This is a genomic window from Mesorhizobium sp. M0088 (assembly GCF_040322895.1).
Lineage (GTDB): Bacteria > Pseudomonadota > Alphaproteobacteria > Rhizobiales > Rhizobiaceae > Mesorhizobium.
Map to the genome: position 1 here is coordinate 122,315 of NZ_JAMYUI010000003.1, position 13,826 is coordinate 136,140.

At 63.3% G+C, this 13,826-nt stretch carries 11 protein-coding genes and 1 tRNA gene; 3 read left to right on the plus strand and 9 right to left on the minus strand.

The features are described 5' to 3' along the window. Positions 1-13: 13 nt before the first annotated feature. From NKJ67_RS04885 to ppdK, 3 genes are all read right to left on the minus strand, one after another. Positions 14-754: a polysaccharide deacetylase family protein gene (locus NKJ67_RS04885; protein WP_127327117.1), complete on the minus strand. Its 741-nt coding sequence runs from the start codon at positions 752-754 to the stop codon at positions 14-16. Positions 755-922: 168 nt separating this feature from the next. Continuing rightward, positions 923-2,026, minus strand: coding sequence for a glycosyltransferase family 9 protein (locus NKJ67_RS04890; RefSeq protein WP_352580694.1), 1,104 nt, complete (start codon positions 2,024-2,026; stop codon positions 923-925). A gap of 118 nt (positions 2,027-2,144) precedes the next feature. After that, a complete protein-coding gene (gene ppdK, locus NKJ67_RS04895) occupies positions 2,145-4,823 on the minus strand; it encodes a pyruvate, phosphate dikinase (protein WP_352580695.1) in 2,679 nt (892 codons plus the stop codon). A 223-nt stretch (positions 4,824-5,046) separates the two neighbouring features. Between ppdK and NKJ67_RS04900 the strand changes: the two genes are divergently transcribed. The 3 genes from NKJ67_RS04900 to NKJ67_RS04910 all read left to right on the plus strand — a co-directional run bounded on the left by NKJ67_RS04900 (position 5,047) and on the right by NKJ67_RS04910 (position 6,064). Beyond that, positions 5,047-5,391: a VOC family protein gene (locus tag NKJ67_RS04900; RefSeq protein ID WP_292699258.1), complete on the plus strand. Its 345-nt coding sequence runs from the start codon at positions 5,047-5,049 to the stop codon at positions 5,389-5,391. A 128-nt stretch (positions 5,392-5,519) separates the two neighbouring features. Beyond that, positions 5,520-5,594, plus strand: a tRNA-Gln gene (locus tag NKJ67_RS04905). A gap of 47 nt (positions 5,595-5,641) precedes the next feature. Next, complete coding sequence (locus tag NKJ67_RS04910; protein WP_127327114.1) at positions 5,642-6,064, plus strand: Hpt domain-containing protein; 423 nt, start codon at positions 5,642-5,644, stop codon at positions 6,062-6,064. A 16-nt stretch (positions 6,065-6,080) separates the two neighbouring features. On the opposite strand, the gene NKJ67_RS04915 is transcribed toward NKJ67_RS04910, so the two are convergent. The 6 genes from NKJ67_RS04915 to NKJ67_RS04940 form a co-directional block, all read right to left on the minus strand. Then, positions 6,081-7,505, minus strand: a complete 1,425-nt coding sequence (locus NKJ67_RS04915; RefSeq protein WP_352580696.1) for a glycosyltransferase family 2 protein — start codon at positions 7,503-7,505, stop codon at positions 6,081-6,083. Beyond that, complete coding sequence (locus NKJ67_RS04920; protein WP_127327112.1) at positions 7,505-8,542, minus strand: HEAT repeat domain-containing protein; 1,038 nt, start codon at positions 8,540-8,542, stop codon at positions 7,505-7,507. Before NKJ67_RS04920 ends, NKJ67_RS04915 begins: the two co-directional genes overlap by 1 nt. A gap of 2 nt (positions 8,543-8,544) precedes the next feature. Continuing rightward, positions 8,545-10,287 carry a YaiO family outer membrane beta-barrel protein gene (locus NKJ67_RS04925; RefSeq protein WP_352580697.1) on the minus strand — a complete coding sequence of 581 codons (1,743 nt, stop codon included), beginning with the start codon at positions 10,285-10,287 and terminating at the stop codon, positions 8,545-8,547. Beyond that, a complete protein-coding gene (locus NKJ67_RS04930) occupies positions 10,287-10,679 on the minus strand; it encodes a response regulator transcription factor (RefSeq protein WP_127270163.1) in 393 nt (130 codons plus the stop codon). The genes NKJ67_RS04925 and NKJ67_RS04930 overlap by 1 nt, the downstream gene beginning before the upstream one ends. Before the next feature lie 276 nt (positions 10,680-10,955). Further along, positions 10,956-11,333: a response regulator gene (locus NKJ67_RS04935; RefSeq protein ID WP_128309645.1), complete on the minus strand. Its 378-nt coding sequence runs from the start codon at positions 11,331-11,333 to the stop codon at positions 10,956-10,958. A 5-nt stretch (positions 11,334-11,338) separates the two neighbouring features. Further along, positions 11,339-13,774, minus strand: a complete 2,436-nt coding sequence (locus NKJ67_RS04940) for a hybrid sensor histidine kinase/response regulator (protein WP_352580698.1) — start codon at positions 13,772-13,774, stop codon at positions 11,339-11,341. Between the last annotated feature and the right edge of the window lie 52 nt (positions 13,775-13,826).

The window sequence follows — 13,826 nt, forward strand, 5'->3', positions numbered from 1 at the left end:
CTCGGCTGGCCACTCACTCCGTCGTACCGTTATTGCCGATGCCCTCGGCATCGTCGAGCCGCACAAAGGTCAAGCCCTTGGCCTTGAGCGCCAGCAGCCCCTGCACCACGCCTTCGCCGGCCGCATGGGTCGGCTGGTTGATGTGCGAGATGATGACGTCGCCATCCTTGGCCGCCGCGATGCGCCGGGCGGTCTCCTTGGCGCCAAGCAAAGAGCCGCCGTCGCCATTTATCGAGAACCCCGCGACCTTGAAGCCAAGCTTGCGGATCATGGCGATTGCCGACGGGCTGTATTCCGCGGTTGCGCCACGAAACCATTTCGGCGCCGGCTCGCCGGTCCCGGTAAGAGCGGCAGCTCCCGATTCGACCTCGGCCAGCACCGCATCCGGGCTGCCGGCGCTGCGGATGCCGTAGATTTTCCGCGGCGTGTCGACCGCCGGGATGTGGTGGCCGCCATGGTTTTCCAGCTCGAACAGATCGGGATGCGCCCGCATGATCTCGACGGCGGCGGCGTTTCGCTTCAGCCAGATGCCGGTCACGAAAATGGTGGCGGGGATCTTGTTGTCCACCAGCGCCGAAAGGATCCGGTTGTCGGTCTGCCCACCGCACGCGTCGAGCGTAAGCGCCACACGGCCGGCTCCGCTCGCCTGCGACTTGATGTGCAGCGTCGGCTCGACGAGGGGCGCGGCATGGCTGGCGGATGCCATCGCCCACGACAGGGCGATCATGCAGAGATTTTTTTGCAGCAGGCGCATCAAACCGATTCCGGACCCGTCATTTCAAGCAGGCATCCCAACGACCCGCATGAAGGCGGAAATCGGGATGGCGCATAGCAGAAAAGCGCTCCGCGACAATGTGACCGTTCCTGTGGGCGACAGGTCATTCCACCGCGTCGAGAGCGGTCGTGCATGCGGCGCATGATCTCAGATGGCGTGTTCCAGTTTCATTTCGGTGCGCGAAAGAACCTCGCGCACCGCGTCGACCACAGGCTTGACCTCCAGGCCCCAGACGCAGCATGCCTTGCTGGGATCCGGCGCGCGGCAAAGGTCCTCGGCCATGCAGGCGCAAGGCATCGGCGGCTGGAGCGAGATGCTGGGCACGCCGACGGGACCCCAGCGCGACGGCTCCGTCAGACCGAACAGCCCGACAACCGGGGTCCCAGTGGCCGCGGCCATGTGCATCGGGCCGCTCTCATTGCCGAGAAACAGCCGGGCCTGTTTCAGCACCGCCAGCAGGCTTTCAAGCGACAGGTCACCGACGAGACTGACGACCGACGGCGCGGTCCTGGCGACGATGCGTTCGGCGATCTCGCGCTCGTCCGGGCCGCCCACCAGGACGACGTCCAGACCAGTCTCGCCGGCGATCTCGACGATCACTGCTGCAAACCGCTCCGGCTGCCAACGTCGCCCCTCGAAGCTTGCCCCCGCATGCACGGCGATGAAGGCGTTTGGCCGCAGATGGTGCTTACCCAGCAGCGCCAATGCTTTCGCCGTCTCCAATGGCAGCGGCTGAAGGTTCGGAATCACCGTGCGAAGCTCGATGCCGAGCGCTTCGAGCGGCGAGAGGTAGCGGTACAGGAAATGCTGGCCATCAAAGCCGTAGGGCTTGGCAAAGACGTTGGCGGGCTGCCGCTCCAGCATACGCAAAGGTCTTTCGGAAGGACTATAACCGACACGGGTCTTGGCGTTGACGAGCCCGGTGACGATGCGCGACGTCTTCGAATCGCTCAGGTCGATGGTCAGGTCGAATCGGAAGCGGCGCAACGCCCGCACCATCGCGTAAAGCTCCTTCCCGCGCTCCAAGGGCGTTCCGCGCATGCGGTCGCGCCTGAATGCGACCACCTCGGAAGCAATACCATGGGCCATGACGAAGCTTTCGAAGCGAGCCTCGCACAGAAAGACGATGCTGGCGCCGGGGAATTCGAGCCGCAGGTTCTTGGCGAGCGCCGAGGCGAGGACGAGATCGCCTATGAACTTGGTTTGGATGACCAGGATCGAGTGGAACGGCGCGGGAGAAAACTGCAGCATCTGTTTCCGGGAGCAATTTGCGGATGGCCGCAAATTGGGCAGGAACAATGTCGAGATTACGCGACGCCGCCAGCACGTTCGCGTGAATTGCCTTACAAAACGGTAAGCTGGATGGACCCTATCCGCGGCCTGCCTTCGCAACCAGCACCGCAGCCTGCGCGGCCGCCAGCCTGGCGATCGGTACGCGATAGGGCGAACAGGACACGTAGTCGAGGCCGACCTCTTCGCAAAAGCGGATCGAGGCCGGATCGCCGCCATGTTCGCCGCAGATGCCGAGCTTGATGTCTGGCCGCGTCGCCCTGCCCTTTTGCGCGGCCATGCGCACCAGTTCGCCGACGCCGTCGATGTCGAGCGAGACGAACGGGTCCTGATCGATAATGCCCTTCTGGCGGTAGGTTTCCAGGAACGAGGCCGCATCGTCGCGCGAGATGCCGAAGGTCGTCTGGGTCAGGTCGTTGGTGCCGAAGGAGAAGAATTCGGCTGACTCTGCAATGACATGGGCACGGATCGCGGCGCGGGGGAGCTCGATCATCGTGCCAGTGAGGTAATCGATCTTGACGCCGGTTTCCTCCATGACGCTCTTGGCAACCGCATCGATGCGCGCCTTGACGTAATCGAGTTCCTTCACCAGGCCGACGAGCGGCACCATGATCTCGGGGACCACCAGAGCGCCGGCCTTCCTGCCGGCCTCCACGGCCGCCTCGAAAATGGCCCGCGCCTGCATCTCGGCGATCTCGGGATAGGAGACAGCCAGGCGGCAGCCACGATGGCCGAGCATCGGGTTGAACTCGTGCAGTGCCTCGGTGCGCTGCCTGAGCTTGTCCGGCGACACCTTCATGGCGGCGGCGACCTCGGCCACCTCCTCCTCGGTCTTCGGCAGGAATTCGTGCAACGGCGGATCGAGCAGGCGGATCGTCACCGGCAGGCCGGCCATGATCTCGAAAAGTTCGAGGAAGTCCGAGCGCTGCATGGGCAGAAGCTTGGCAAGCGCGGTGCGCCGGTCCTTTTCGGTGTCGGCCAGGATCATCTCGCGCATGGCGACGATGCGGTCTCCATCGAAGAACATGTGCTCGGTGCGACAAAGGCCGATGCCTTCGGCGCCGAAGGAGCGCGCCATGCGCGCGTCGAGCGGCGTTTCGGCATTGGTGCGCACTTTCATGCGGCGGACCGCGTCCGCCCACTCCATGATGGCGGCGAAATCGCCGGAAAGTTCGGGCTGCAGCATCGGCACGGCGCCCTTCAGCACCTGGCCATTGCCGCCATCAATGGTGACGATGTCGCCCTTGCGGAAGGTCGAGCCCATCGCCATCAGCGTGCCGGCCTTGTAGTCGACACGCAGCGAACCGGCCCCGGAGACGCAAGGCTTGCCCATGCCGCGTGCCACCACCGCGGCGTGGCTGGTCATGCCGCCGCGCGTGGTCAGGATGCCTTCCGCCGCATGCATGCCGTGGATGTCTTCGGGGCTGGTTTCGATGCGCACCAGGATCGCCTTGCGGCCCTGCGTCTTCAATTCCTCGGCGTCGCCGGAGGAAAAGACGATCTCGCCGGTGGCGGCACCGGGCGACGCCGGCAGTCCGATGCCGATGACGTCGCGCGCGGCCTTGGGGTCGATGGTCGGATGCAGCAACTGGTCGAGCGAGGCCGGGTCGATACGGGCGACGGCTTCCTCTTTCGTGATCAGCCTGTCCTGCGCCATCTCGACGGCGATTTTCAGCGCCGCCTTGGCGGTGCGCTTGCCGGACCGGGTCTGCAGCATCCACAATTTGCCGCGCTCGATGGTGAATTCGAGATCCTGCATGTCGCGGTAGTGCTTCTCCAGACTGTCGGAGATGGTGACAAAGGACTGGAACGCGTCAGGCATCAGCTTCTGCAGCGACGGCCTGTCCGAGCCAGCTGCGATACGTGCCGCTTCGGTGATGTTCTGCGGCGTGCGGATGCCGGCGACGACGTCCTCGCCCTGCGCGTTCACCAGGAACTCGCCATAAAGCATCTTTTCGCCGGTCGAAGGGTTGCGCGTGAAGGCAACGCCGGTGGCCGAGGTTTCGCCCATATTGCCGAACACCATGGCCTGGACGTTGACCGCCGTGCCCCAGCTTTCGGGAATGTCGTGCAGGCGGCGATAGGTGATGGCGCGGTTGTTCATCCAGCTCGAGAACACGGCTGATATCGCGCCCCAGAGCTGCTCATGCGGATCCTGCGGAAAGGGCCTGCCGAGCTCTTCCTCGACCTTGGCCTTGTAGAGCGCGATGACGCCTTGCCATTCGAGCGCCGTGAGTTCGGTGTCGAGCTCGTGCCCGAGCCCGCCTTTCTGATCCTCCAGGATTTCCTCGAACACCTCATGGTCGAGGCCCATGACGACATCGGAATACATCTGGATGAAGCGGCGGTAGCTGTCATAGGCAAAGCGCGCGTCGCCGGAATCGGCGGCCAGCGCCTCGACCGTCTCGTCGTTCAGGCCGAGATTGAGCACGGTGTCCATCATGCCGGGCATCGAGGCGCGAGCGCCCGAACGCACCGACACCAGCAGCAGTTTCGACGGGTCGCCGAACCGACGGCCGGTCAGCCGGCCGATGTGATCGAGCGCGACCGCGACATCGGCTTCCAACCCGGCCGGATAAATACGGCCGTTGGCGTAGTAGGCGTTGCAGACCTCCGTGGTGATGGTGAAGCCCGGCGGCACCGGCAGCCCCAGGCTGCACATCTCGGCCAGGTTGGCGCCCTTGCCACCCAGGAGATTCCTGTCGCTGGCACGGCCTTCCGCCGCACCATCGCCAAAGGTGAAAACCCATTTGGTCATGCATCGCTCTCCGGTTGCAGGAGATTGGAAAGATTGGCGAAACGGAAAGTTCCGCCGGTCCGTCCTTGGAGCGATATGATGCTGCAGTGCGAAACGCAAGGCATCGGCAAAGCCGCCCGGCCACTACAATCGATTAAGCAAAGCCGTGCCCCAGCATGCGGCAAAAAGACTTGCCAAGTCAGGAATTCTGGAATAGAACATACAGTGAACAAACAGGTGCGCCATGAAACTGCCCGGAAAACTCGACTATCTGGAAATGCCCGCGACCGGTGGAACGCTGGACCGGCTGAAGGCTTTCTACAGTACCGCCTTTGCCTGGTCGTTCACCGATTATGGGCCGACCTATTCGGCCTTTGCCGAAGGCCTGGACGGAGGCTTCCAGGCAGATGCCGCGGAAGCGCCATCAAAGCCGCTGCCCGTGCTCTACAGCAGGAATCTGGAGCAAACCCTCGACGCTGTCGAAAGCGCCGGCGGCACGATCGTCAAACCGATCTTCCCGTTCCCCGGCGGCCGGCGCTTCCACTTCGTCGATCCAGCCGGAAACGAGATGGCGGTGTGGTCCGAATAGCCCGCTGCATATCATTTGCCAGCGCTGCGTTGCCTGCCCAATTCGAGCGTTCCAACCGTCACTCCTAAGGATTGTGCTTTTTGGCTGCTCTGCTAATAACGCGCCGCACAAGCGACTCTGACGGCAATTGGGGCGTCGCCAAGTGGTAAGGCATCGGTTTTTGGTACCGACATTCCCAGGTTCGAATCCTGGCGCCCCAGCCAATCACTTTTTTTCTGGTGATGGCAGCGCGCTTGTCCACAGCCCAGGCATGCCAGTGTCGTTGCAGACCAGCCTGGTGCCGTTCTCCTCCGACAGGGGGGCGTGCTCGACCAAGCAGTCCATTCCAACCCGCGCCGCTTTCTGCTTGAATGACCCTCGACGTCCCGCAACGGAGCATCGGCCTATCTCAAACGATCCCTTCGCTTCCTTGCAGCAACGTTTCCTTGCCCGGTGTGCGGATCGGCTCGTGGAGTTGAAGGCCGCCCGTGAGAGGAGGGCTGTGCCCGGCAGCAGTTCCGGCGATACGCTGATCGGGATCGCTCACTCGCTCGCAGGGGGGGCCGGAACGTTCGGCTTTCCGGATATCAGCGTGCGAGCGTCCGAGCTTGAGACGTTGCTGATCGAGCGGTCGGATGTCGCACATACTGCGCTCGATGCGCTTATTGCGGAGATCGAGCGGACGCTGAAGTGACGTCAGCCGAAGAGGCTCACTTCTTCGGTCCAGTCAGGCCGGTCCTGGTCATCTCGCCCCAGCTCTGGTCGGCGCGCAGATACTGCCACCAGCCCTTCACGCGCCAGAAATTGTTGAGCTGGCGGTAGCCGAAATTCTCGATCACCGCCACGGCCGTGAGTACGGCAAGGTCCCGCGCGCGCGGAAAACGCTGAAGCTCGGCTTCTTCGAGAACCAGCGAACACACGCTCACGCAAACGCCGTAGGTGAAAACCAGCGACGTGAATGCCAAGAGATATTCGGTCGAGAGGATGCCGAGTAGCCAAAAGGCCGGGATCAGCACATAGCCCAGCACCTCCGATATGGGCCCAAGCACATCGACAATCAGTATGTGACCAAATCCGAGGAAGCCGACCCGCCCATAGCGGGGGTTGAAGAGCATGGAGCGGTAGCGGAAGAAGCACTCGAGCGCACCGCGCTGCCAGCGCGTGCGTTGCCTGGCCAGAACGCGCAGTGACTCGGGTGCTTCTGTCCAGCACACCGGCTCCGGAATGAACTGGATGCGGTATTTGCGTTTGGTGTCCATCATGTGGCGATGCAGCTTGATCACAAGGTCCATGTCCTCGCCCATCGATCCCTTGGTGAAGCCGCCAACCGCCACCACTTCGGCGCGGCGGAACACGCCGAAGGCGCCGGACACCAGCATCAACGTGTTGATGCGGCTCCAGGCCAGCCGTGCCATAAGGAAGGCCCGCAGATATTCGACCACTTGGAACAGTGCCAGCAACCGGCTGGGTAGGCGGATCTCGCGCACCCTGCCCGCTTCGATCCTCGATCCGTTGGCGATGCGGATCGTGCCGCCGACGGCGATGGTGCGCTCGGGATCGTCGATGAAGGGCTGGGCCGCGCGCATCAGTGCATCGGGCTCGAGGATGGAGTCGCCGTCGATCACACAAAAGAGCGGCGCGCGGCAGACATTGACGCCGGCATTCTGGGCATCGGCCTTGCCGCCATTTTCCTTGTCGACCACGAACAGCCGTTCTGTCATCGGCGAGGAATAGAGGCCGCGGATCGGCTTGTGCGTCAGGGCCTCCTCATAAGGCCGGTGGAATTTCACCAGCTTGAAGCCTTCGATAAGGCGCTGCAGAGTCTGATCCTTCGAGCCGTCGTTGATGACGATGACTTCGAAATTCGGATATTCGAGCGCCAGCATCGAGTGCACGCTCTCGACCACGTTCACTTCCTCATTGTAGGCGGGCACCAGCAGCGCGATCGGCGGCGCTACGTCGCCATAGCGGTGCCACAGCAGAGCCGAACGCGCGACCGGCGGGCGCTTGGACAGGGCGTAGGCGGCGATGATGAGCTGCAGCAGGTAGACCGCCGTCTGCGCCAGCCCCGCCCCGATGATGAACCAGGACAGGATGGAGGCCCCCAGAACGATCTCTTGGCTCCAGTCGAACATCAGGTGGCTGGCCCCTCGGCAAGGATCAGCGAGGCCGTGCGCTGCCTGCGCGAGACGTCGCTGGCGGCGATCTCGCGCAGCACCTGCTCTCCCTTCTGGCCGAACGAGCGGAGCGCGTTGGCAGCGGCGTAGCGCACAGTCCATGCCTCGTCGTCCATAAGCTGCGCGAGGGGCGCGGCGAGTTCAGACAGGCCGAGGCGGCCCGCCGCGTCGGCAGCGTCGGCGCGTACATCCCAGCCGCCATTTTCCATCGCCTTGATCAGGATGGCCGGCGCATTGGCATGTCCGGTCAGGCCGAGTGCCCGCAATGCGGCTGCGGTAACCTCCGGCGACGGATCGCCGGCCGCGCGGGCAAAGAACTCACCAAACCGGAACCCGCCGTTGCGGGCAAGCGCATCGATTGCGGCCGCCCTGATGAAAGGCACCGCGTCCTGACGTCCGGCGTAATCCCTGAGCTCGTCGAACCGCTTTGGCGGAAAGCGCCTGAAAAGCTCGATCAGGCGTCGCGAGCGCTGCCCCGCCACGCCGATCTTGCGCAGCGTTACGACCAGCGGCGGCAAGGCGCCAATATCACACAGCGCGATGGCGACGGCGATCCTGACTTCGCGCGAGCGGTCACGATCGAGCGCCGAAAGCAGGTTTGCCACCGCGTTTTCCGAACGCAGCGCCGCCAGCATCTCGGCCGCGTGGATGCGTTCGGCGCCGTTGCCTTTTTCAAGCTGGGTGCCGACAAGGGTCGGCAGGCCACATTCATTGAAGGCTGAAAGGAGCTCGTCGTGCTCCTCGCCGCGCAACAGCGAAATAAACTCGAAGCCGGCATCGATCGCCACCCTCGCCGGTACCGCAAGCAGCGCCGTCTTCAATGCCTCGCGATCCCGATTTTCGGTGAAGGCGATCAGCGCCGTCAGAAGAAGGCGCCGCTGATCGGCGCCCGCCGTCCCCCGGCGCTCCTGCAATACCCGACGCACGATCAGCAGAAGCATGATCGCCAGGGAAAGGGCACTGAGCAGGATGGATAGGTGCCAGATGTACAACATGATCAGAACCGCGCGGTTAGGCCGAGCCCGAATGTGGTTCGGTCGAATGTCGGGCGCTGCTCATGGGCGAGGCTCCCGCGCAGCGTCAGCGGATCGGTGACGTCCCAGGAGATGCCGGCAAAGATGGTACGCGTCGGCACCAGCGTGCCGTCGGAGATCTCGGGTGCATCCCCATAACCACCAAACACATTGACGCTCGGGACAACTGCAACATCGGCTCGCAGGACATAACCATCGGCGCGCGTGCCGATGTCGTCGGCTGCGTGGACCCAACGTGCCGAAAGCCCCAGCCGGCCGTCCAGGACATAGACCTGCACCCAAGGCGAGATTGTGGTGACCTCGGCGGTGGCGAAATTGTCATAGCGAGCATCGATGTTGAGCGAGAACGGACCGAGCGCTTTCGCGGGCGCCATGATCCGCCACGAAGCGCCGGCCCCGACCGAATATCGTGCCAGGAAGTCGGCATCCGGCGTCGCCGCTGCCAGCACATAGGCCGAAACCGTGGCCGAAAAGGCCTGGTCGATGCGGCCGTCGATCTGAACATCGGTGCGACCGTAGCGAGTCGCCATCCGGGTGCGGCCCGAAATGGTCGTCTGCGGGGTGAGCCGATAGGCAAGGCCGGTCGAACTGTCTGTCCAATCACCAAGTCCATCGGTGAGGTCGCTCACTTCGCTACCGATATCGAGCCGCCATTTGCGCGGCGGTGACGCAGCTAGTCTCTGCTCGATGTCGCGCGAGCCGGGTTCGAGGGCAAGCGCCTGCCGGTAGGCATCGCGCGCGGCGTCGTCGTCGCCACGGGCGCGGCGCACATCGCCGATTCCCACCAGCGCTTCGGCATTGCGCGGATCAATCGCCAGCACCCGCTGAAACGACTGCTCGGCCCGCGTGTAATCCCGCTCGAGCAAAGAAATCCGTGCGTCGAGGGCGATCGCCTCGGCGTTGCCTGGCGCGGTGCCAAGCACATCATCGATCATCGCGCGGGCGCGCGGCACGTCGCCCTGCCAGATCGCCAGCCGGACCTTGCCGAGGCGGGCGTCGAGAAGGCCGGGCTTGATGGCCAGCGCCTGGTCGAAGAAATGCCCGGCCTCGTCGAATTTCTGTTGGGAGCCCGCCACGAGACCCATGGCGACCAGGATGTCGGTGTTTTTAGGCGCCAGCCCGAGCGCGCGGCGATAGGCGTTCTCCGCCTCGGGCAATTGTCCCGCCGCCCGCAATCTCTGGCCCTTCTCCATCAGGCCGGCGACAGGATCCGGCCGCGGCGGGCGCAGCTTCTTCCTCGCGGTCGCAGGCTTCTGCTTGCTGCTGTCGGCCTGCTGGGCCTTGCGGATGTTGGCGACAAGCGTCGCCGCGTCGGCATTGCCCCGCTCGGCACGCGACACCTCTTCTGCCAGTTGCAGAGCGGCGTCCAGATTGCCGGAGCGGAACTCGACCTGAGCGATGCCGAAGCTGGCATCCAGATAGGTCGGCGCAAGCGCAAGCGCCCTGGAAAAGGCTTCACGCGCCGCCGGCAGATTGTTGCGGCCAAGCTCGGCGAAGCCAAGTTGCACCAGGGCGTCGGCACTGTCGGGCTTGATCGCCAGCGCACGCCGCAACAGCTCCGCCGCCTCGTCGAAATGCTGGGCTTGCCTGGCCTTGACGCCGGAAGCGTACAGTTCGTCGACCGCCTGGGCCAGCGCGGCGGCAGGCGCCGATTCAACCGCCAGGAAAACGCATGCCGCAAGGACGGCGCGACGGCCACGCCACATCAGCGTTTCCCGCTCTTGCGCGCCAGCAGGCGCGCAAGCCGGGCCAGGAGCTCCTCGGGAATGAAGGGTTTCACAAGGTAATCGTCGGCTCCCTTCTCAAGGGCCGAGACGATGTCCCTTTCGCCCTTGCGGGCGGTCAGCATGACAACCGGGATTTCCGACAAAGCCGGGTCGCTCTTGATGCGGGCAAGAACCTCCAGGCCGTCGGCCTTGGGCATCATCGCATCGAGCACGATGATGTCCGGCGCCTCATGCTCCGCCTTCAAGAGCGCTTCCGCCCCGTCTATGGCCTTGATGACCTCGTATCCCTTTGCCCTGAGCCTGAATTCCATCAGTTCGAGCAAGAGGGGATCGTCATCGCAAATCAGAACTCTTGCCTTCGCTCCGTTCATCAGCCTTGCTCCGGTTCGCGCCTCGTTTTGCCGCTTGCCCCCCGGAGTGATTGATCCATGAACCGACATCCGCCAACGCGGTTCATGCAGACAGACACATTCTTCTCAATCTCTCGCCGAGCTCCGCCGATGCCGCGCGATTATAGACAACCTGATTCGCTACGCCTGCACCTCGGCACAATCAGTAGATGAATAAGGCGACATGGTATAGGAGCCGTGAACGGCGTCGCACAGTCTGCAGCCAGACTGCGCTCGGTGCCCACGCCAAACGTCGGATCAGGCGCGCGATAGAAGCAATCTTTTGACTTCACCGGCAAGCGCAAGCGGGTCGAATGGTTTGGCGATCACCCCTACCGCCCCCATCGCCAGATAGCGTTCGACTTCATGCGTCTGGGTGCGCGCGGTGATGAACACCACGGGTATCGAAGCCGTCGGCCCAGACTGGGCCAAGCGCCTCAGCGTCTCCGGCCCATCCATGTCCGGCATCATTACGTCGAGCAGAATGAGGTCGGGCCGCCATTCGGCGGCATCAGTCAGCGCCTGCATGCCGGACGGGCAGGACCGCACCTCGAATTCCGGCTCGAGCTCTAGCGACATCTGGGCGATTTCGCGGATATCGTCCTCGTCATCCACATAGAGAATCCTTGCGGGCATGAGCGTCACTCCTCGGCGTGCGCGGCAGGTTGAGTGCGGGGCGAAACCAACATACTCCTGACCAGCTTTGCCACATCGATTTCCGACGCCCTGGTCTTGGTCATGATGGCCTGAACGCGATCACCGAGTTTCTGGTCGAGCTCCGCCGCCGAAAACACGATGACCCCGGTCTCGAGCGGCAGATCGACCAGCAGGTCCAACCCCGAGCCATCGGGGAGTGCAATATCCAGGATAACCAGGTCGAAGAGATGCTGCGCGATCGCCTCCCGGGCGTCCTTGAGCGTCTTCGCCGAAGTAATCGAGACACCCGAACCCAGCCCCTCCGACATCACCGCAAGCACGCCCTCATCGTCCTCGACATGGAGAATCTTCGGCCTCTGCTCGGTCCTGCCAGCAAGGATCTTGGCAAGGGCGGCGTGAAGCCGCTTTGAATCCACCGGCTTCTCCAGCCAGTCGACGATACCGACGGCGCTGCCGTTGAGCGAGCGCCTGGCCTCATCGGCAACGGCGGAGATGACGATGACCGAAATGTCGGAATTCACCGGCGATGCCCTAATGTCGTGGAAGAGTTTGATGCCGGATTCCCCCGCCAGCTTGATGTCGAGGGTCAAGGCCACGTATTCGCGGGACCGCAGAAGCGCCTTTGCGGTGGCGATATCGGGTGCGACGTCGCTGGAAAAGCCTTCCGCATCCAAGAGTGCCGCAATTACTGCGGCGACGTCGGTCTCGTCTTCACAGATCAGAACCCGTAGGCGGCCATCGGGCTTTCGTTTCAGGTGCGGTGGCGGATACGGCCTTGGTTGGTGCCTGCGTACTTCTGCAAGGTCCACGTGGAACGAGGTTCCCTTGCCTTCCTCGGTTTCGAAGGAAACGGCTCCGCCCAGTTTTTCGGTAATGGCCTTGACGATGCTCAAGCCTAGGCCGGTGCCGCCTATCTTACGGGTGCTGGAGGCGTCGGCCTGCTCGAACTTTCCGAATATACGGCTGCGGAAAGCCTCCGGGATGCCAGCGCCCTGGTCCATCACGGAAATCCGCAGCATGTCGTGGTCATGACGCTGGAATTTCACTGTGACAGTACCGTCGGCATGCGAGAACTTGATCGCATTCGACAGGAGGTTCGCCATCACCTGATGCAGGCGATCCGGATCGATGTTGGCCTCGGCGCGCGGCGCATCGTCGATCAGAACGATCCTGATCCGGCTGTCAGCCATGTAGTTGGAGCTGGCGGCAATGGCCTGCTCCAGGACCTGACGGACAGGCATCTGCTTGATCTTGAAGGTGATCACGCCCGATTCGATCTTCTCCATATCCAGAATGTCGTTGATGAGAAGAACCAGCCTTTCGCTATTGGTGTGCGCGATGTTGACGAGATTGGCGGCCTTGGGCGGCAGTTCGCCGGCCACACCGGCCGCAATCAGGCCAAGCGAGCCGCGGATGGAGGTCAGCGGGGTCCGCAATTCGTGGCTGACCGTGGAAATGAAATCATTCTTGAGCTGCGCGGTGCGCTTCTGCTCGGTGATGTCGCGATTGTAGGTGATGACGCCGACGATCTTGCCGGCCTCGTCGCGGAAAGGGGCCTTGAGCGTGTAGAGCCAACCTTGCCGGCCATCCGGGAAAAGCGCGGGCTGGTCGATCCGCAACGTCTGCCCGGCCTCCAGCGCGCCCATCTCGTCCTGCCGGAAGCGCTCGGCCACCTCCTTGGGGTAGAAATCGAAATCCGTCTTGCCGATCAGATCGTCGACCGAAGCGGCGCGAACCATTTCGGCGGTGGCGGGGTTGGCGGCGATGAAGCGGCCGTCGACATCTTTTATGTTCAGGCAATCCGGCAGTTCGCGAACCATGGCCCGGTAGGTCATGTTGGACATCAAGAGCTCCCGCCTGCGCTGCTGCCGGTCGAGCAGGACGCCGATGATGATTGTGCTGAGAAAGCGGAACACGAGGGAGGGGAACGTGCTCTGCTGCACAAGGCCCGTGACGGCTTGCGCCGGGATGACCAGGAGCGTGATCAGCCCGGCGAGAGCGACCGTTACGCCCAGACCGAATATGTCGTACATGGTGCGCGATCGGGCCGCGACGATGTGGTGCCACGCAATGCCGACGATTGCGGTGATGAGGATACCCATGACACCAGCACCCGCACCCTGTCCGCCGAGATGGATGCGATAAACAATGGAGCCGAACGTGGCGATGAGCATTGCCGGCCATCCGCCAAAGAACGCGGCAGCAGCAATGAAGGCGGCGCGCAGATCGACGACGAAGCCGGAGACGGACAGGGCCGTCGCCATGGAAATGATCGCGCCCACGCACATGACCACGCCGAGAAGCAGCGACTGCATCCGCCGCGAGAGACGCCCGGTGAAATCCGCCACAAGGTCCCAGGCGACCACGAGGATGGAGACCAGGGCAAGGTTGGCGAGGAGTGAGTGCCAGATGTCAGTCATGACTTCGGCTCCTTTTTTCCGATAAATACCGACAAAACCTATCCGAGGTCTA